This is a genomic window from Paenibacillus sp. PAMC 26794, from assembly GCF_000316035.1.
In the GTDB taxonomy this organism is placed as follows: Bacteria; Bacillota; Bacilli; order Paenibacillales; family Paenibacillaceae; genus Paenibacillus.
The window spans coordinates 26,925-45,869 of the sequence record NZ_ANHX01000076.1; the positions used below are offsets into that span (position 1 = coordinate 26,925).

19 protein-coding genes and 1 tRNA gene are annotated in these 18,945 nt (G+C 44.6%); 18 read left to right on the forward strand and 2 right to left on the reverse strand.

Features of this window, described 5'->3' with window-relative positions; translation table 11 throughout:
* Positions 1 to 8 precede the first annotated feature (8 nt).
* Both D829_RS0123830 and D829_RS0123835 read left to right on the forward strand, forming a co-directional pair.
* A complete protein-coding gene (locus D829_RS0123830) occupies positions 9 to 1,163 on the forward strand; it encodes an aminotransferase class V-fold PLP-dependent enzyme (RefSeq protein ID WP_017691424.1) in 1,155 nt (384 codons plus the stop codon).
* A gap of 140 nt (positions 1,164 to 1,303) precedes the next feature.
* The gene (locus tag D829_RS0123835) at positions 1,304 to 1,804 is read left to right on the forward strand and encodes a DUF4446 family protein (RefSeq protein ID WP_017691425.1); all 501 of its coding nucleotides are present in this window, start codon (positions 1,304 to 1,306) and stop codon (positions 1,802 to 1,804) included.
* Here D829_RS0123835 and yyaC read toward each other — a convergent pair.
* Positions 1,779 to 2,384 (reverse strand): spore protease YyaC, encoded by a 606-nt coding sequence (gene yyaC / locus D829_RS0123840; protein ID WP_017691426.1) that lies wholly within the window; start codon positions 2,382 to 2,384, stop codon positions 1,779 to 1,781. The genes D829_RS0123835 and yyaC overlap by 26 nt on opposite strands.
* Before the next feature lie 117 nt (positions 2,385 to 2,501).
* Between yyaC and D829_RS0123845 the strand changes: the two genes are divergently transcribed.
* The 4 genes from D829_RS0123845 (at position 2,502) to D829_RS0123860 (ending at position 4,111) form a co-directional block, all read left to right on the forward strand.
* Entirely contained in the window at positions 2,502 to 2,765 is a 264-nt protein-coding gene (locus D829_RS0123845) for a DUF3343 domain-containing protein (protein ID WP_017691427.1), read from the forward strand.
* Between the two features lie 14 nt (positions 2,766 to 2,779).
* Positions 2,780 to 3,718: a mechanosensitive ion channel domain-containing protein gene (locus tag D829_RS0123850; protein ID WP_017691428.1), complete on the forward strand. Its 939-nt coding sequence runs from the start codon at positions 2,780 to 2,782 to the stop codon at positions 3,716 to 3,718.
* Complete coding sequence (locus tag D829_RS0123855; protein ID WP_017691429.1) at positions 3,708 to 3,917, forward strand: DUF951 domain-containing protein; 210 nt, start codon at positions 3,708 to 3,710, stop codon at positions 3,915 to 3,917. The genes D829_RS0123850 and D829_RS0123855 overlap by 11 nt, the downstream gene beginning before the upstream one ends.
* Positions 3,918 to 4,020: 103 nt before the next feature.
* Positions 4,021 to 4,111: transfer RNA gene (locus tag D829_RS0123860), tRNA-Ser, on the forward strand.
* A 438-nt stretch (positions 4,112 to 4,549) separates the two neighbouring features.
* On the opposite strand, the gene D829_RS0123865 is transcribed toward D829_RS0123860, so the two are convergent.
* Positions 4,550 to 4,744 (reverse strand): YjzC family protein, encoded by a 195-nt coding sequence (locus D829_RS0123865; RefSeq protein ID WP_017691430.1) that lies wholly within the window; start codon positions 4,742 to 4,744, stop codon positions 4,550 to 4,552.
* Positions 4,745 to 4,946: 202 nt separating this feature from the next.
* Here D829_RS0123865 and rpsF point away from each other — a divergent pair, with 202 nt between their 5' ends.
* From rpsF to D829_RS0123925, 12 genes are all read left to right on the forward strand, one after another.
* Positions 4,947 to 5,240 carry a 30S ribosomal protein S6 gene (gene rpsF / locus D829_RS0123870; RefSeq protein WP_017691431.1) on the forward strand — a complete coding sequence of 98 codons (294 nt, stop codon included), beginning with the start codon at positions 4,947 to 4,949 and terminating at the stop codon, positions 5,238 to 5,240.
* Positions 5,241 to 5,288: 48 nt separating this feature from the next.
* Positions 5,289 to 5,774 carry a single-stranded DNA-binding protein gene (gene ssb, locus D829_RS0123875; RefSeq protein WP_017691432.1) on the forward strand — a complete coding sequence of 162 codons (486 nt, stop codon included), beginning with the start codon at positions 5,289 to 5,291 and terminating at the stop codon, positions 5,772 to 5,774.
* A 56-nt stretch (positions 5,775 to 5,830) separates the two neighbouring features.
* A complete protein-coding gene (gene rpsR, locus D829_RS0123880) occupies positions 5,831 to 6,103 on the forward strand; it encodes a 30S ribosomal protein S18 (protein WP_017691433.1) in 273 nt (90 codons plus the stop codon).
* 228 nt (positions 6,104 to 6,331) lie between these two features.
* Positions 6,332 to 6,922 (forward strand): M15 family metallopeptidase, encoded by a 591-nt coding sequence (locus D829_RS0123885; protein WP_017691434.1) that lies wholly within the window; start codon positions 6,332 to 6,334, stop codon positions 6,920 to 6,922.
* Between the two features lie 727 nt (positions 6,923 to 7,649).
* Positions 7,650 to 8,639: an ABC transporter ATP-binding protein gene (locus tag D829_RS0123890; RefSeq protein WP_026081379.1), complete on the forward strand. Its 990-nt coding sequence runs from the start codon at positions 7,650 to 7,652 to the stop codon at positions 8,637 to 8,639.
* 14 nt (positions 8,640 to 8,653) lie between these two features.
* Complete coding sequence (locus D829_RS0123895) at positions 8,654 to 9,586, forward strand: ATP-binding cassette domain-containing protein (protein WP_017691436.1); 933 nt, start codon at positions 8,654 to 8,656, stop codon at positions 9,584 to 9,586.
* A 7-nt stretch (positions 9,587 to 9,593) separates the two neighbouring features.
* Positions 9,594 to 10,556: an oligopeptide ABC transporter permease gene (opp4B, locus tag D829_RS0123900; protein ID WP_017691437.1), complete on the forward strand. Its 963-nt coding sequence runs from the start codon at positions 9,594 to 9,596 to the stop codon at positions 10,554 to 10,556.
* Between the two features lie 29 nt (positions 10,557 to 10,585).
* Positions 10,586 to 11,491: an ABC transporter permease gene (locus D829_RS0123905; protein WP_017691438.1), complete on the forward strand. Its 906-nt coding sequence runs from the start codon at positions 10,586 to 10,588 to the stop codon at positions 11,489 to 11,491.
* Between the two features lie 19 nt (positions 11,492 to 11,510).
* The gene (locus D829_RS0123910) at positions 11,511 to 13,337 is read left to right on the forward strand and encodes an oligopeptide ABC transporter substrate-binding protein (RefSeq protein ID WP_017691439.1); all 1,827 of its coding nucleotides are present in this window, start codon (positions 11,511 to 11,513) and stop codon (positions 13,335 to 13,337) included.
* A 254-nt stretch (positions 13,338 to 13,591) separates the two neighbouring features.
* A complete protein-coding gene (locus D829_RS0123915; protein ID WP_017691440.1) occupies positions 13,592 to 14,482 on the forward strand; it encodes a D-alanyl-D-alanine carboxypeptidase family protein in 891 nt (296 codons plus the stop codon).
* Positions 14,483 to 14,601: 119 nt separating this feature from the next.
* The gene (locus tag D829_RS0123920; protein ID WP_017691441.1) at positions 14,602 to 17,031 is read left to right on the forward strand and encodes an alpha/beta fold hydrolase; all 2,430 of its coding nucleotides are present in this window, start codon (positions 14,602 to 14,604) and stop codon (positions 17,029 to 17,031) included.
* Between the two features lie 227 nt (positions 17,032 to 17,258).
* Entirely contained in the window at positions 17,259 to 18,848 is a 1,590-nt protein-coding gene (locus D829_RS0123925; protein WP_017691442.1) for an MFS transporter, read from the forward strand.
* Positions 18,849 to 18,945 lie beyond the last annotated feature (97 nt).

Below are 18,945 nucleotides of genomic sequence, written 5' to 3' on the forward strand. Positions count from 1 at the left end.
GTTGTGAGGTGGAGGGAGTTATCTATCTAGATCATGCAGCAACATCTTGGCCCAAACCACCTGCTGTCGGTGATGCGATGTTGAGTGCATTGGAGATTGCCGGAGCCAATCCTGGCAGAGGAAGTCACCGTATGGCTGTTCAGGCAAGTCGTGTATTGTTCGAGGCGAGAAAATCCATATCCAATATGTTTGGTATCAAAAATGCGAATGATGTTGCCTTCGGATCAAATACGACAGAAGCGCTAAATCTAGCTATTCAAGGTTCGCTCAAAGAAGGCGACCATGTGATTGCCACCATGGCTGAACATAACTCAGTCAGACGACCACTGGAATACATGCGCAGAATCCGAAATGTGGAGATTGATTATGTACCTGTTAATGCTGCGGGAGACATTGATCTGATGCAAATGGAACGTATGTTTCGTTCGAATACCAGATTGGTGGTATGTACACATAGTTCGAATCTGCTTGGCAGTATTCTTCCTATTGGAGAAATTTCGCTCCTGTGTCGTAGACATCGGGCGATCTTGTTGGTAGATGCGGCTCAAAGTGCTGGGGTTATGCCTGTGAATGTACAACAATTGGGCATTGATATGTTGGCTTTTCCAGGGCATAAGGGACTGCTCGGTCCTCAGGGTACAGGGGGCTTGTACATTGCTCCAGAGCTCGATATAGAGCCTTTACTTCATGGAGGAACAGGAAGTCAGTCAGAAGCTCTCGAGCAGCCAAAGGTCCGTCCTGATCGGTATGAAGCGGGGACGCCGAATACAGTCGGGATCGCAGGGCTGAATGCGGGTGTGAAGCATGTACTTGAGATGACACCAGCGGTCATCTACCAACATGAGTGGGAACTGACCCAACATATAATGGATGGGCTGTCATCCGTTAAGGGCATTCGAATGCTTGGTCCAGAGATTGGACAGCCACGCACCGGATTAGTATCTTTTACTGTAGATGGGTATGATTCAGCACAACTCGCCTTCCGTTTAGATCGGAATTATGGGATTGCGGTTCGCTCCGGTTTTCATTGCACACCGCTTGCACACGAATCTGCTGGTACAACCGCTACCGGAGCAGTAAGGGCCAGTGTGGGGTACAATTCAACTAGAGAACATGTGGAATCACTCGTTAAGGCAGTGTTGGAATTGACTGGGGCAGACTAAATTAGAGTTGAAATGGTGAACTCATCTGGTACACGGTTGCATGATTAAGCTTATGGATATCGGGTTGATTTATAATGAATGATAATATTACAGGACCGACGTTAATCTGATCAAAAATATAGAGGGGTAGTTGCACTTACATGACTGAATTAAACGAGCTGATTCTGGAACAGCTGTTATGGATTATTGGCGGAATGGCATTACTTACGGTGATCTTGCTGATTGTGAGTATTGCTCAAGGGGCAAAGTTACGAAAGTTTAAACGTAAATATGAAGCCATGATGGCTGGCAGTGGAGTAGAGGACCTGGAATCGTTGCTGATTAATCTGAAAATTCAGATGGACAGCATTGAGGATGAACACAAACTGCAAACGAATCAGCTGCAAATTGTCATGCAAAAGCTTACCCGCATTCAAGGTAAAGTTGGCGTGAAAAGATACAATGCATATGGAGAGCGTGGCAGTGATCTGAGCTTCTCAATGGCTATGATTAACGACAGCCAGGATGGTATGATCCTTACGGGGATATATAACCGTGACGGTTCTTACGTATATGCCAAACCTCTTAAAGGGGGAGAGTCCACGTATACTCTTTCCCCAGAGGAAAAGGAAGCTATTACTCTGGCACAGCAAGCAGAGTAGAACGTGTATGCCATTCCCGGATGGCCGAGTATAGACTGCTGGATATAATCTCGGACATGCGCATAACAAGACTGAGCCGTGTGTTCTGTAGAACAAAGTATTCCATAAAGCCGCCGACGTTAACGATACCTGTCAGATGGATATCGCCGACCGGCGGTAATTCTTTATTTACCCCCGCACCTGGTTTGAGTGGACCATTCACAACTTGAATGCATCCCACACTGGATGATTGTCCGAGACAGGCGTCAATGCCTATCACATAAGGGTTATGGTGTGTTTTCTGTATGTTGTGGAGTGTATCCTGCAGGTTCATCGCATGGACTGGTTCATCCAAGGTACCATATAGATGGAATAAAGGGCTGTCCCACTTGGAAAGGGCTGATCCGACCAGAGGACCAAGGCAGTCGCCTGTTGAGCGATCTGTGCCGATGCAGACAATCACTACATTTTGCAGAGAATGGGCTTTATAGAGATGGAACATTAAACGATGGGTAATGGCCGAGTGAATGCTTGGATCGGTATGGGGGATTTTCAAACTGGTCATGTCTTGTGATGAAAAGGAACGCGAAGTAGGATTCATAGGATCTATCCTTTCCCTTGGAATAGTAGTAACAGTATATGGAAAGGTAGAGCGTTTTATACTTCACGAGGACAAGCTTTTTCTCTAGGGTTGGACGTATGGCGAAAGGAGCCGAACATGGACGAATGGATTAACGATTGGATGCTGATTGCGTTTGATTCAACACAGCAGGCACTGCGTGCTGAAATGCTGCTGGAGTTTGCCGAGATTGAGATCGACTTGTTCCCTACACCAAAAGAAATTACAGCAGGGTGTGCGCTATGTATCCAGTTTCCAAAGGAGGATCTGGAGCGAGTGCAAAAGATCATTCGTAACGAGTTCGTAGAGATCCGAGGCCTCTATTTCAAAACAGAAGACAGCTATGATAACATACCGATGTAGAGGAGGCATGATGGATGTTGCCATTTCAGTTAGCTCAAGGGAATGATGCCGGTGCTACTGGTGCTGTGAATGAAGCACTTCGTTTAACAGATCAAATCTGGAACAAAATTGCGGATGCCGATATGTGGCTTAACATTATGTTCAGCTCAATCCGGATCATCATTATTTTTATTATCACCCGTATTGTCATTAAGGTCGTATATCGAATTATAGATCGTTCCATGGAACGCAAGCAGGAAGGCAAGATTCGTGTGAATCCGCGCAGATTCGTAACCGTAGGGGAACTGTTGAAAAATGCGACCTCCATAACATGTAATTTTATTATGATTCTGCTACTGTTATCTGAGATCAATATCCAAGTGGGGCCGCTGCTGGCAAGTGCCGGCGTGCTCGGACTTGCCATTGGTTTCGGTGCACAGGGGCTGGTCAAGGATGTTATTACGGGTTTCTTCATTATATTGGAGGACCAATTCGCTGTGGGGGATGTTATTCAGACGGGAACCTACAAGGGAACGGTTGAGGTGATTGGACTTAGAACAACCAAACTGGTCAGCTGGCAGGGTGAGGTGCACATTATCCCAAACGGGGCGATTGCAAGTGTAACGAACTACTCCATGTCGAATTCGCTGGCTGTAGTGGATATTCCGATGAAGGCGGACTTAAGTCTCGATGAGTCGGTACATCTGGTGAAGAAGTCCTTGGTCGGGATTGAAGAGCGTGACCTAAATATTGTGAAGGTGCCGGATGTGCTCGGTATACAGTCGATGTCTACATCTGAGTATGTGGTGCGAATTGTAGCTGAATGCATGCCTAACTCTCGTGCTTCTGTGGAACGTCAGATTCAGGGCGATGTGAAAAAAACACTGGAGTATCATGAGATGAGTCATCAAGCCGTATTGGAACAGGCAGTAGCTTTGGAGAAAGATGAGGGGGATGGCACAGGTGGAGCGTAAAAGTTTCCAGCTTGGGGATACAGTGCAGATGAAGAAGCAGCATCCCTGTGGCAGCAATGAGATGGAGATCATTCGTATGGGTATGGATATTCGAATCAAGTGTGTCGGATGTAAACACAGCGTGTTGATTCCAAGAGCAAAATTCGAAAAAAACATGAAGAAGGTACTGCGTTCAGCCGAATATTCCACTGAATCCTGACCTTGAAAACATTCGGGATTTGGTAGTCAAAATAGCGTTTACATGCAGGCTCTGTATGGGTGTTGCGTTCTGTAAATGATCATGCTATAATCAATATTGTTGCGGAAAGGTACCCAAGAGGCCCAAGGGGGCTGACTCGAAATCAGTTAGGCGTGTCACAGCGTGCGTGGGTTCGAATCCCACCCTTTCCGCCACTTCAATTGTAACTTACTCAATACACATTGAGTTTAATAAAAAGATTGATAAGAAGGCTTTCCATTAGGAAAGTCTTTTTTTGTATAACGTTTTATCGAACATGTATTGAACACATATCCATATCAGATGCATCATTAATGACTAAAGACGAAAATAAAGAGCCCCGAAGGGCTCTTTATCCGGCGGTGCATTTGTTTGTTAGGAAACAATCGGTCGTAACAATCAGAAACTTGGTGTACTGCACGTAGCAATACGCGTGCTTCAGACGAGGGGCCTTACAACACATAACCACTTGCTTCTTAAATTACGTGATGAATCTCCAACAGCGAATGATCGGCTTCGTTGTCCAACGGAACCACACCTCTCTCGTGCACCGCCTGATTGTATCATGTGCTTTATTCCGTTTTATATACATGGATCGTAAAAAAGAATTGCGATTAATGGACGCGGGCTTTGGTCAGCTTCTTCCACTTGCGATTATGATTGCTTGTTTCGGGAAAAGATTCACCTTTTTGCAGCGTTACCCGCTTCGGGTTCTGAATTTCCGAGACAAAGCTTTTTTCCCCAACTTCCGTGTATTCTCCATCGTTTGGAGCTTTGTCTCCTGGTTCAAACTCGGTTTTTTCACCCATGATAAAACCTCCTCTGCAGATTATGTTACTTTGTTGCTTCTGTAGTGTGCTCCATAGCCGGGCTGATCATGTGCCAATATGTACAGGGAACGTTTGCTTGCACTTTGACTCGGTATTTGTTATATTAATATAGTTCGAGTTTGTGCTCGTTCCTTGCTCTCAACCTAGATTGAGGGCCAGAGTCCATAAGGAGGTGAAAATTATGCGCAAATATGAAGTGATGTACATTATTCGTCCTGACATTGAGCAAGATGTTGTTCAAGCTACAGTCGATAAATTCCAAGGCATCATCTCCAACGGCGGTGGTGAAGTTACAGCTCACGACGTTATGGGTAAACGCCGTCTTGCGTATGAGATCAAGAAATTCCGTGATGGTTTTTATGTTCTGGTACATTTCACTGCTGAACCAGCAGTTGTAACTGAACTTGAGCGTCTCATGAAGATTTCTGACGAAGTAATTCGTTATCTCATTACCAACGACGTTAAGTCTGCTTAAGACAACTCGTGATTAACGCACCAATACGCTCTGAAGGAGGGGATTACATTGTTGAACCGTGTCATTCTGATCGGACGGTTAACCCGGGATCCTGAGTTGCGTTACACTCCAGCAGGAGTAGCAGTTACGCAATTTACTTTGGCAGTAGACAGACCGTTTACAAGCCAAGGGGGAGAAAAGGAAGCCGATTTCATTCCGGTCGTAACCTGGAGACAGCTTGCCGAGACCTGTGCGAACTACTTGCGCAAAGGACGCCTGGCTGCAGTCGAAGGACGCATTCAAGTACGGAACTACGAGAATAACGAAGGAAAACGTGTATACGTGACCGAAGTCATTGCCGATAATGTCCGTTTCTTGGAGTCAGCTAACCGTGATAATAGCGGTGGCGGCGGTGGGCAACCAATGCGTGAAGAGCCTTCTTATGGAGGCGGCGGACGCGCGAACAATAACAATAATTCGCGTAGCAACAATCAGGATCCTTTTTCCGATGACGGAAAACCGATTGATATATCGGATGATGATTTGCCATTTTAACATGAGCTGATACTCTTAGGAGATATGGGTTACATGATAGGAAAGGACTGAAAAGCATGGGCTTCAAGCAAAGAGAAGGCGGAGACAACGATAAAAGACCGGCACGTCGTGGCGGCCGTAATAAACGTCGTAAAGTGTGCTTCTTCACAGCTAACAAAATTACTCACATCGATTATAAAGATACGGACTTGCTTCGTAAATTTATCAGCGAACGTGGAAAAATTTTGCCACGCCGTGTAACAGGTACTAGCGCTAAATATCAACGCATGCTGACGATTGCAATCAAACGCTCCCGTCAAATCGCATTATTGCCATACACAACTGAGTAGTTTTTACTCAGCTTGCATACGAAGCAGTCGGCTTATAGCCGGCTGCTTTTTTGTATATATCAATAGAAGTAATAGAAATAACAGATCCACTCTAACAAATGGAAGAATTCAATACTATGGTGATAGAAGCATTCAAGGCTCAAATGAATTATAATAGAGTCTAATCTACTGAAAAGGTTCAGGCAGCAGGAATAGCTGTTTATTTCAGAATAAACACCAGGAGTGGATATGAATACATCAAAACGTAAAGGCAAACAGAGAAAAAAGAGTCTGAAAACCTGGATTATAGGTACTCTTTTACTTTCCATTATATATGTGTGGTTACAGCAAAAAGGTGATATAGATAACATGTGGCCCGGGACAACAATCCAAGAAGCTGTGCCAATCACCGGCCTACATCCTGTGGTAGCAGAGAATGAGAAATTATTGGTACGTAAGGCAGTGAGACGTGGAATAGAGATTGTGATCACCCACGGCTACCGAAGTTCCGAGGAGCAAGATGCACTATTTAACCAAGGACGCTCAAGCGCAGGCAATATCGTTACTAATGCACGTGGTGGTGAATCATATCATAACTACGGATTGGCAATTGATTTTGCACTGAGGACGCCTGAGGGTGATGTGGTGTGGGATATGGAACGTGATGATAACGGCAATGGCGAGGCAGACTGGATGGAAATTGTGGATCTTGCCAAAGAGTTAGGTTTCACTTGGGGTGGAGATTGGGCAAACTTTCCGGACTATCCTCACTTGCAGATGGATTTTGGCTTGAATATCAATGAGTTAAAACGTGGTAAAAGACCTCCTGATTCTCAGTAAAGGGTGTTATATATACACTTAAATGAATAAATATTAGATAAGCTCTGCATTTTGCAGGGCTTTTTTCTTTCTTTTGTAAAATAAATGATAAAAGATTACAATTTGGTCTTTACATTAGCAAATAAATAAAACTATACTAGATTAACTAGATTTTTTGCTCTGATCGCACATATTATTTCAATTGTAAGCATAACGGCGTCGATTCAATAAAATTCAGCTATAGATCGAGAAATAATCACCACTCATATATGTAACATTTACCTCACGCAAAATTAAGAATGTCTACTTAAATCAGAGCATATACATACACTAGATGTAACTACTATGTTATGTATATGTTATTATGACCAATTGCCTATGTACACCTCACAGCCAAAAACAAGATAACACCTCTCAAAATTCCTTCTATATGCCTTTATAGTATTACTAATATCCAAATCTGTAGTATAAAAAACATTTATGCCAAAAATCTCAAAATAAGCATTGACGTTAGCTAAAATTACACGTATGATTACATTAATTATTTTGATATATAATTCCGCTAGGAATTATCAACATTAATTGACCAATGGTCTAAATATAAGTCTCTTAAACTTGTTTCTCCTAACAATTTGGTATTTTGTATAAGCTATTGTTCGTTATCTTCAAGAACTTGGAAATATACAGTGGATGCATTTCTCTACACACGAATACAATCTACGGAAATTATGGGGTTAGGGTGATTGATTTGAATACAGAGCTATTGGAAGTCAGAAATCTAACAACATCATTCAGAATTGAAGATGACTATTATGCAGCAGTGGATCACGTTAACCTTACGGTGAAGAAAAATGAAGTGTTGGCAATTGTAGGTGAATCCGGGTCAGGTAAAAGTGCTTTTGCATTCTCTCTTATGGGTTTGCATAACAAAGCAAAGATCGAAGGCCAGATCCTCTATAAAGGACAAGATATTGCCAACATCTCCCCAAGCAAGTTAAACAAGCTACGCGGTAAAGAAATGGGCATGATTTTTCAGGACCCATTGTCCGCACTAAATCCTCTAATGATTATTGGTGAACAGATTGAAGAGATTCTCACACTTCATCAGTCCAAGCTGTCTTCCAGAGAGAAGAGAGAAAAGGTCATTCACTTATTGAATCAGGTAGGGATTCCACGTCCCGAACAAATATACAAGCAGTATCCCCACGAATTATCTGGTGGTATGAGACAGAGAATTGTTATCGCCATTGCGATTGCCAACAAACCGGAACTACTTATAGCCGATGAACCAACGACGGCGCTTGACGTTACGATTCAACTACAGATCCTGGAGCTAATCCGTGATCTGAAGAATGAAATTAACGCAGGCATTATTCTGATTACACATGATCTGGGTGTCGTAGCTGAGATGGCTGATCGCGTTGCAGTTATGTATGCAGGCGAAATTGTTGAAATCGCAGATATCTTCACATTGATGAACGATGCGAAGCATCCATATACCCGCTCACTGTTGAACTCTATTCCCACCCTGTCTGAAGAAGGATCCAAATTGCATGTCATCCAAGGTATTGTACCATCACTCAAAAATCTTCCTCGCAAAGGGTGCAGATTCAAAGCCCGAATTCCATGGATTAGTGAATCGGCTCATGAAGAGAACCCACAGATGCATGAAATTGCACCAGGTCACTTTGTACGGTGTACCTGTTACCAGCACTTTCATTTCCCTGACCAAAGCTGAGGAGGAATAACATAATGGCATTACTCGAAGTAGAAGGGCTCAAGATACACTTTCCGATTCGCGGTGGATTGCTTAAACGGGAAATTGGCAGTGTAAAGGCTGTTGATGATGTTAGCTTCTCCATTGAAGAAGGACAGACTTATGGTCTGGTTGGCGAATCAGGTTCAGGTAAGACAACAACAGGCAGAGCCATTATTGGGCTAAACCATGTCACTGACGGAAAGATTCTGTTTAACGGCAAAAATCTGGCTACGGAGCGACGTAAGAACAGGCAGCTCCAGCGGGATGTACAAATGATTTTTCAAGACCCATATTCATCACTGAATCCAAAGAAGCGGGTTATCGATATTATCGCTGAGCCGTTTCGTAACTATGAGCGTCTGACAGCTACCGAGGAGAAAAGACAAGTAAGAGAATTACTTGAAAAGGTTGGCTTGAGTCCGGAATCAATCTACAAATATCCGCATGAATTCTCAGGGGGGCAGCGTCAACGGATCGGTATTGCACGGGCTATTGCACTGAAGCCGAAGCTAATTATCGCTGATGAACCTGTATCTGCACTCGATGTATCGGTACAGGCTCAGGTACTCAACTTCATGCAGGAGATTCAAAAAGAATTAAATCTGACCTATCTGTTCATCAGTCACGATCTGGGCATCATCCGTCATATGTGTGATGAGATTGGAATTATGTATAAAGGTCGATATGTGGAACAGGGCACGACAAATGATATTTTTGAGAATCCGCAACATATCTATACCAAACGTCTCATTGCAGCCATTCCGGATATGGACCCAACCAAACGAGAGGAAATGGTAGCCTTCCGTCAACAGGTCAAATCCGAGTATGAACATTCATACCGAAATTTCTTTGATGAGGAAGGGCTTGCATACTCGCTCAAATCCATTTCCGATACTCACCGAGTAGCTCTACCTCAGAAAGGTTGAAGGCCATATGTGGAAAACGATAGTACGCAGAATTATCATAATGATCCCTCAGATATTTTTACTTAGTCTTTTGGTCTTTCTGATGGCCAAGGCCATGCCGGGCGACGCGCTAACCGGATTGCTTGATCCAAGCGTTGATCCCAAAGCATTGGAAGCCCAGCGAGAGAGACTGGGATTGAATAATCCTTGGTACGTGCAATATTGGGACTGGATCAAAAATGCCATCCAAGGTGATTTTGGACAATCCTTCCGTTTCAAAATGCCGGTTACGGACCTGATCGGTCAGCGTGTAGCAAACACATTTTGGCTCGCGCTGGCGACACTTGTACTGACTTACCTGATCGCTATTCCACTGGGTATCATCAGTGGTCGTTACAACGATACCTGGTCTGATCGGCTGATCACGGGATACACCTACCTGGGCTTTGCCGCACCATTGTTCATCTTCGCACTGGTGATGGTATGGATCTTCGGATTCCACTTCGGCTGGTTCCCGACAGGAGGTAGCGTTGCGCCAGGGCTTACACCAGGCACATTCAGCTACATAATGAGTAAGTTCTATCATCTATTATTGCCGGCACTATCCATGGCACTGATTACAACGGTATCTACGGTTCAATATTTGCGTAGTGAAATCATTGATATCAAGCATAAGGAATTCGTTATTACTGCCAGAGCCAAAGGTGCCTCGGAATCCCGGATCTACAACAGGCATATCTTGAGGAATTCACTATTACCTATCGCCGCGTTCTTTGGATATGAGATCACAGGACTTATCGGAGGTACGGTATTTATCGAAAGTATATTCAGTTATCCAGGTATGGGGCAGTTGTTCCTGAGTTCCATCTCATTGCGTGACTTCAGCGTTGTGACTGCACTCGTATTGTTGTATGGCGTAGCTTCCATTCTCGGGGCATTGCTGTCTGACATAATTCTAGGAATTGTAGATCCACGTATACGGATCAAGTAAGAACTTGAAGATTTCGGGGTGAAAACAAGATGAGCAAGGCCAACGAGGTAGTTATAACTTCACAAAAGGTTGATAAAAGCCCCTCCAGCTTGAGTATTTTATGGAGGGAGCTTGTCAGAGATAAGGTGGCACTAATCTCGCTCATTTTCTTGGGCTTGGTCATGTTGCTGGTATATGGCACGTCTCTCATTCTGAATCAGGATGATATCGTACGCGTGGATCTGTTTGCCTTATATGAACCACCATCTGCGAAATATTGGCTTGGAACGGACTATGGAGGTCGTGATGTATTTGGCCAACTGGTCATCGGTACACGTAACTCCCTGACCATTGGAATTATCGTAACGTTAATGACTGGCTTCATAGGTATCTTAATTGGCCTTTTATCCGGTTATTTCGGTGGAATGATAGACAACCTGTTTATGCGTGTTGTTGATTTCTTCATGATCCTTCCGATGTTGATGATTGTTATCGCGTTTGTTACGGCAGTACCGAAATACAATATCATCTCGTTCTCTCTAATCATGACGGCATTTCTCTGGATGGGTATCGCCAGATTGATTCGCTCCAAAGCATTACAGGAACGGGAACTGGATTATGTAAAAGCTTCAAAAACATTGGGCTCTTCTCATCTGAAGATTATGCTCTCACAGGTTCTTCCGAATCTGAGCTCGATTATTATCGTAACGATGACATTGAATCTCGCTGCCAACATTGGCCTCGAATCGGGGTTGTCTTTCCTCGGGTTTGGTTTTCCCGAAAGTACACCCAGTCTTGGAACACTCGTAAGTTATGCACGTAATCCGCAAACCCTGGAATCCAGATGGTGGATATGGCTACCCGCATCGGTGCTGATCCTGGTATTGATGTTGAGTATAAATAATGTCGGTCAAGCCCTAAAGCGTGCGACTGATGCAAGACAAAGAAGAGGTTAAAAAAAGGGAGGAAAGGTTCATGAAAAAGGGATTATTTTCACGGGGACTATTTTTCACGATGATGCTGGTCTTTGTATTGGTGCTCGCAGCATGCTCGGAGAAAGAAGCAGCTACTCCAGCTCCAACTACAAACACAGAAGAGGGAAAAACAGAGGAAAAACCTGCTAATGAAGAGGGCGTTTACTCCATTGAAGACTTTAACAATGTCAAAACGAATGAAGGTACTGCGATCGAAGGTGGATCGATTACATTCGGACTTGTATCGGATACTGCTTTTGAAGGTACACTGAACTACAACTTCTACTCCGGTAACCCGGATGTTCAGGTACTACAATGGTTCGATGAGCCATTGCTTACATGGGACAAAGACTATGTATACACCAATGATGGTGCAGCAACGTATGAGACATCTGAAGATGGAAAAACGTTCACACTGACCATTCGTGACAACGTAAACTGGCATGATGGCAAGCCGGTAACGGCTGAAGATCTGCAATTTGCTTATGAAGTTATTGGTAACAAAGGGTATGATGGTCCACGTTATGACTCCAACTTTACTAGCATAGTAGGTATGGAAGAATTCCATGCTGGAAAAGCAAAAACAATCTCTGGTATTAAAGTGCTGAGCGACAAACAAATCAGCATTACGTATAAAGAATCTACTCCGTCCCTGCTGACAGGTGGCGTATGGACGTATCCACTGGCTAAACATATCTTCGGCGATATGGATGTAGCAAAAATGTCTTCTTCCAAAGAAGTACGTGAAAAACCAATTGGTTTTGGTCCATTTAAAGTGGATGTTATCACTCCAGGTGAGTCTGTAACTTATGTTAAGAACGAAGACTACTGGCGCGGGGCTCCGAAACTGGACAAAGTGACTCTGAAAGTTATCAACCCGACAACGGTTGTTCAAGAACTGAAATCTGGCGGGGTAGATCTCGTGGATGCATTCCCGACAGATCAATACAAAGATAATGCTAACCTGTCCAACGTAGAATTCCTGGGCGCAATCGATCGTGCTTATACGTACATCGGTTTCAAACTGGGTACGTGGGATGAAGAGAATGGAAAAGTTGTAAGCAATGCCGAATCAAAAATGGGCGACAAAAACTTGCGTAAAGCAATGTGGATGGCTGTAGATAACGATCAAGTTGGTAAACGTTTCTATAATGGCCTGCGTTGGAACGCAACAACCTTGATTCCACCGTCTCACCCAGAATTCCATGATTCCAACAATCCGGGTGTAACATATGATCCAGAAGCAGCGAAAGCATTGCTCGACGAAGCTGGTTATAAATTGGATGGTGAATTCCGTACGAATCCGGATGGAACACCACTCGAAATCAACTTTGTATCCATGACTGGTGGCGACACAGCTGAACCATTGGCTCGTTATTATGTTCAATCATGGGCAGCTATTGGTTTGAAAGTAAACCTGGAAATGGTTGAGTTCAACAGCTTCTATGACCGTGTAGGTAACACAGGTAAAGATGATCCAAACATTGATGTGTATCAAGCAGCATGGGGCGTTGGTATTGACGTAGATCCATCTGGTCTGTATGGCCGCGATGCACTCTACAACTTCTCCAGATTCTCCAGCGAAGAGAATGACAAATTGCTGGCACAAGGTATCTCTGCTGAAGCATTCGATGTAGACAAGCGTAAAGAGATCTACAATCAATGGCAGCAATACATGGTAGATGAAGTTCCTGTATTCCCTACACTGTATCGTGCAGTTGTAGCACCAGTTAACAAACGTGTAATGAACTATGCGATTGGTGATGGAACAGGCGTTTACCTGAGCGACCTGCAAGTTAATGCAGACAAAGCAGTTGTAGCTCAGTAAAACATTCTTAAATTAGCAGCTGTAAGGATTGGGGTCCTTTAAGAAGCCGGTTGTTAGATTATTAATGAAGAATTCTCCTGGGAAAATGATTAAAAAGTGTCTTTAAAAACATGGATTCTGTACACTCTGGCATGGGTGTATGGGGTTCATGTTTTTTTTTGTAACCAAAAAATAAAAAAATTTAACTTTTTTTCAAAAAAGTGCAGACAAAATGCCTCTTCACTTCGTCTATATAGGTAAGAGGTGATTATCTTATGAAAAAATGGTGGAAACGGGCAGGCATGCTGCTGGCTCTGCTGCTTATTATATATTTGGGTGTGAAACCGGACATGCTGGTAGGCAAACCGGGAATTAAAGCTGAATCTGCGGTATTAATGGATATGAACTCTGAACAGATCTTAATGGATTTTAACGGCTCCGAAGAGATTGCTCCGGCAGGCGTCAGTAAGTTGATGACAGAACTGTTAGTGATGGAGGCCGTGATCAATGGTGATATAAGCTGGAATGATCTTGTTAATGTGAGTCTGTATGCCAGCTCCGTGGGCGGCAGTCAACTGACCCTGAAACAGGGAGAGCAGTTCACTGTTCAGGAGTTGTTCGAGATCGTAGCTGTCTATTCAGCCAATGATGCAACTGTCGCTCTGGCTGAACATATCAGTGGTACAGAGCAGAAGTTCGTGCAACAGATGAATCAGAAAGCAACTCAGATTGGACTTTCTGAGGATACACAATTCACGAATTCAACGGGCCTCAGTGAAAAGCTGCTTGGTCCTAACCGTCCGATGGAAATACAAGGGCAGACCTTAATGACGGCTATAGATGCATGCAAGCTTGCGCGATATTTGCTGAATTACCATCCCGAGATTTTAAGAATATCCAGTCAAATGCAAGTATCAATGCATCAAAAAGGGATGTACATGAGTAACACGAACTGGATGTTGTCCTCTATTGGCGGGCCGTATGCTTACGATGGGAATGACGGATTGAAGACCGGGTATGATGAGGATTCCGGCTATCATTTTGTGGGGACAGCAGAACGGGATGGCAAAAGGCTGATTTCAGTTATATTTGGAACAGATACACGTGAAGGGCGTTTTGTGGAGACACGGAAGTTGTTTAACTATGGATTTTCGGGCTCAAAATAAAGAGTGGACATGAGCATCATCAAGGAGACCCATCTTGCTGTTAACTTGTGGTTAATCATGGTAATGACTTACGTATAATTCCATATTATTATGTAATTCACTTTAAAGGGGGAAATTGTTTGAACGCGATTAGTAAAAAGGTATACGCTCTCACGCTTACCATGGCCATGTCCATTGCACTGATTCAACCAGCTGTACAGGCGGCCGAAGCCGTAAAACCTACAGCCTCAGTCTCGGAGGTCATTGCTTCCAAGGCGACACAAACACTGCAACAACTGGGATACATAGATGGCACCACAGATGGCATGACCCAATTAACGACTCCAATCACTCGCGCGGAGGCAGCGATCATTCTGCAACGTGTGCTTAAACTGGATACGCCTGCATCACTTACAGGTTTTGCAGATGTTTTGCCGGAGAATGAAGCTGCGCCTGCAATCTACGCATTAAAGCAAGGCGGATTCATTCAAGGGAAGGCCAAAGGCTATGCCCCCGATGCTCCACTTACACGTGCACAGATGGCATCGTTGTTCACACGTGCATTCGAACTGAAAGATAACGGAATCCAGGTAGTATACAGTGATGCCGATCAGATTCCAGCTGTGCATGCGAATGACGCTGCGCGGGTTAAGCAACATTTTATTATCGAAGGTAGCGCCTTTAATGCCAAACAATCAGTCACCCATGGGGAATTTGCTGATGCACTTTATCTGGCGCTTGGACTCGATGTGAAGTCGGATGGTCTTACGCCTCTGGAGGACTTCTTCAAACAGCCTGCTCAGGCAGGGTTCCAGATGTCGCCGGACGGTAAGCATCTTGCTTACCTGGAGCCCTGGAACAACCGCATGAATATCGTAGTTACTGCAAACGGTCAGGATAAGCCTGTACGCATTACAAGCGAAACAGAACGTAATATCGCAGCATTTGCGTGGGCAACCAATGATAAGCTGCTTTATGTACAAGATAAGGCAGGCGATGAGAATTACCATCTATATGTCACAGATATCGATGGTAAAAACAGCAAGGATCTGACGCCGTATCCTAACACAAGAGCCATCCTGATAGATCCGCTTGAGAATATTCCGGATGAGATTCTGGTAGGCATGAACAAGCGTGATCCGCGCATTTTCGATGTGTATCGTATTAACATCAAGACAGGGGAGGCTGTACTTGCCGCAGAGAACCCGGGTAATATTACGGGCTGGCTGACGGATCACGAAGGTGAAATTCGTGTTGCTGTGTCCAGTGATGGCAATGTGTCTTCGTTACTGTATCGTGAATCAGAGGATAAAGAATTTGAGCCGCTTCTGACAACGAAGCTTGGAGAGACTTTTGCTCCAGTCATGTTCACGTATGATAACAAAAATATCTATTCAATATCCAACTTGGAGCGAGACAAAACGGCAATTGTCGAGTACAGCCCAAGCAGTAAGAAGGTAACCAAAACCATCTATGAAAATAAAGATGTGGATGTAAGCAGCTTCGTACCCTCCAAAGAAAAGGGTACCATTCTTGCTGCTGTGTATGAGACAGATAAAGTGAACTATGAATTCTTTGATCAAGAGTTCAAAACGTTAATGCAGGATATCAAAGCGAAAGTGCCAGGCAAGGAAGTTAGTATTAGTAGCATCAGCGACGAAGGTCAAGTATTGTTCGTAGCATATAGTGACAAAGCGAGGGGCACGTATTATTTTTACGATTCCAAAACAGGCAAACTCAATAAACTGGCTGATGCCGCACCTTGGATTGATGAGAGTCAAATGGCGGATATGAAGCCCATTACGTATAAGTCACGTGATGGCCTCACCCTTCATGGTTATCTAACACTGCCTCAAGGAGCTGAGACTTCCAACCTGCCATTGGTGGTTGTTCCACATGGTGGTCCTTGGGCGCGTGATTCATGGGGCTTCAATCCTGAGATTCAATTCCTCGCAAGCCGTGGTTATGCGGTACTTCAGGTCAATTTCCGTGGTTCCACGGGATACGGCAAGGAATTCCTTGATGCAGGTAATAAAGAGTGGGGAAAAGCTATGCAGAACGACCTCACAGACGGTGTTAACTGGCTGGTTGAAGAGGGGACGGTTGATCCAAAACGTGTAGCAATATATGGAGGATCTTACGGTGGATATGCCGCTCTGGCAGGACTGGCGTTCACACCGGATGTCTATGCTGCTGGCATTAGCTATGTGGGACCTTCCAACATCTTCACCCTACTGGACTCACTGCCACCTTATTGGGAGTCAGAGCGCAGTATGTTCTATGAACGTGTGGGAGATCCCGAGAAAGACAAAGAACTGTTAACGGCGATTTCACCGCTCTTCCATATCGATCAGATGAAGGCTCCATTATTCGTGGTTCAGGGCGCTAATGATCCACGTGTCAAACAAGTTGAGTCAGACCAGATCGTTGAAGCATTACGCAAGCGTGGAGTTGATGTACCCTATATGTTAAAGACCAATGAAGGTCATGGCTTCGCGAACGTGGAGAATCAGCTTGATCTGTACCGTGCGATTGAGAAATTCCTGAATCGTCATCTGATGCAGCCATAATACGTTAGATATGAGGGCTGTCCCACAGGTTTTATCAAACCTGTGGGCAGCTTTTTTTATCGGATCAGAGGTAAAATGAACCAAACATCATATTATTAAATTGACATATGGTTTTCTTTTGTTTTAAAATGACCAGTGAGTCATTATTATTCAATGCGGTTTAATATATATGTACCAAACCAACTGTACGATACTGAATTTACGATCTGATCGGGAGGTAACATGTGATGCAAAAACAAATGAAATGGCCGCTAATCCTGTTTGCCATAGGGGTATTTATGGCTGCGTTGGATAACGGAATCATCACCTCTTCACTGACCACCTTAAATGCATCATTTGGTGTGTCGCCAACGTGGGGGGCATGGACGATTACGCTCTACACGCTTGGGCTTGCGGTAAGTGTTCCTATTGCAGGCAAACTGTCGGACCGTTATGGTCGCAAGAAACTGTTTTTGATTGAGGTGGCGTTGTTTGGGATCGGGTCGCTGCTGGTCGCGCTAAGCACATCGTTTACCTTTTTCCTAATCGCTCGTGTCATTCAAGCTTTGGGCGGTGGGGGGATATTTATCATTGCCAGCTCATACGTATTAAGCAAGTTCCCGGCGGAGCGTCAGGGTACAGCTTTGGGTCTGCTCGGAGGTATGAATGGTGTTGCCGCTATTTTGGGGCCCAATGTCGGTGCTTTTATACTGGATCTTACTGGAAACTGGCATTGGTTATTCCTGATCAACGTGCCTATCGCCATTCTGCTATTCATCGCAGGTATTCGATTTATTCAGGAAGAGCAGGAACTGAATCGTGCAGCAGTGGACTGGAGCGGTATCGCTGTCCTGACGTTGGGTGTACTCAGTTTAATGTATAGCTTCAGCAATCTGGACGGTGTGAACATGCTTCAAAGCCTGGGATCACCGATGTTCTACGGCTTTTTCTTGGCAGGTGTAATCCTTCTTGTGCTCTTTTACTTCATGGAAAAAAGGCTGGAAGGATCTGAACGTGAACCTGTTGTATCGACACAGCTTCTGGGCATTGCGTCCTTTCGCTGGACGTTGCTGATTGCCTTTTTCTCGGGAGCCATTCTGGCCTCGGTGATCTTTATTCCAGGCTTTGTAGAGCAGTATCTCGGCGTATCCAACACAGCTTCCGGTTACTGGTTCACTCCGCTTGCGTTGGCATCCGGGATTGGGGCGGCTGGCGGTGGATTCCTCGTTGACCGCAGAGGTCCGATCTGGACGTTATCGGTTGCGGGGCTGCTATCTGCCATTGGATTCCTGCTGTTCCCGCTATGGGTAGAGCAGATCTGGCAATTTGTCATCGCGAGTACACTCGTAGGAATCGGCTTCGGAATGATGCTTGGTGCACCAGTTAACGTACTTGTCACAGAACAGGCGGGGGAGAACAACAAAGGCATCGCGGTAGCGACCAGCTCGTTATTCCGCCAGATGGCGATGGCTATTGCACCTACGATTTTCGCCGGATTCCTGGCACGTTCTTTCATTAATCTGGGGTCCAACATTCAGGCAGGATTCGCTGACAAAGGAATTCAGGTGCCGCCCGAGATGCTACAACAATATGCCTCGGGAGGGTCATCAGGGAGTGATGTCTCCAGTCTGACAGAGGGCCTTTCCCAGATTCCTGATGAAGGTATCCGCGATGTGTTGCTTCAGGCAGTGCATCAAACGACAGGGGAGGGTTACAATGGCCTTTTCTGGTCTGCGGTGGTATTCAGTGTGCTTACGCTGGTAGCTGCGCTTATAACGGGACGTCTACGTCAAAAAGAGAAGAGTCATCATGTGAAAAGTGTATCCACAAACGGATAGGATTGGGTGTGAAAATGAAGAGAACAGTGCACCTTTTGTAGCTAAAAAGGAGTCGCTGTTCTTTTTAATTTAACCGGATTGTAACTTTTCTTGCTCC

Coding starts and splice junctions, on each gene's coding strand:
- D829_RS0123835 (WP_017691425.1), top strand. CDS start 1,304: ATGACTGAATTAAACGAGCTGATTCTGGAACAGCTGTTATGGATTATT.
- yyaC (WP_017691426.1), bottom strand. CDS start 2,384: ATGAATCCTACTTCGCGTTCCTTTTCATCACAAGACATGACCAGTTTG.
- D829_RS0123845 (WP_017691427.1), top strand. CDS start 2,502: ATGGACGAATGGATTAACGATTGGATGCTGATTGCGTTTGATTCAACA.
- D829_RS0123850 (WP_017691428.1), top strand. CDS start 2,780: ATGTTGCCATTTCAGTTAGCTCAAGGGAATGATGCCGGTGCTACTGGT.
- D829_RS0123865 (WP_017691430.1), bottom strand. CDS start 4,744: ATGGGTGAAAAAACCGAGTTTGAACCAGGAGACAAAGCTCCAAACGAT.
- rpsF (WP_017691431.1), top strand. CDS start 4,947: ATGCGCAAATATGAAGTGATGTACATTATTCGTCCTGACATTGAGCAA.
- rpsR (WP_017691433.1), top strand. CDS start 5,831: ATGGGCTTCAAGCAAAGAGAAGGCGGAGACAACGATAAAAGACCGGCA.
- D829_RS0123885 (WP_017691434.1), top strand. CDS start 6,332: ATGAATACATCAAAACGTAAAGGCAAACAGAGAAAAAAGAGTCTGAAA.
- D829_RS0123895 (WP_017691436.1), top strand. CDS start 8,654: ATGGCATTACTCGAAGTAGAAGGGCTCAAGATACACTTTCCGATTCGC.
- opp4B (WP_017691437.1), top strand. CDS start 9,594: ATGTGGAAAACGATAGTACGCAGAATTATCATAATGATCCCTCAGATA.
- D829_RS0123905 (WP_017691438.1), top strand. CDS start 10,586: ATGAGCAAGGCCAACGAGGTAGTTATAACTTCACAAAAGGTTGATAAA.
- D829_RS0123910 (WP_017691439.1), top strand. CDS start 11,511: ATGAAAAAGGGATTATTTTCACGGGGACTATTTTTCACGATGATGCTG.
- D829_RS0123915 (WP_017691440.1), top strand. CDS start 13,592: ATGAAAAAATGGTGGAAACGGGCAGGCATGCTGCTGGCTCTGCTGCTT.
- D829_RS0123925 (WP_017691442.1), top strand. CDS start 17,259: ATGCAAAAACAAATGAAATGGCCGCTAATCCTGTTTGCCATAGGGGTA.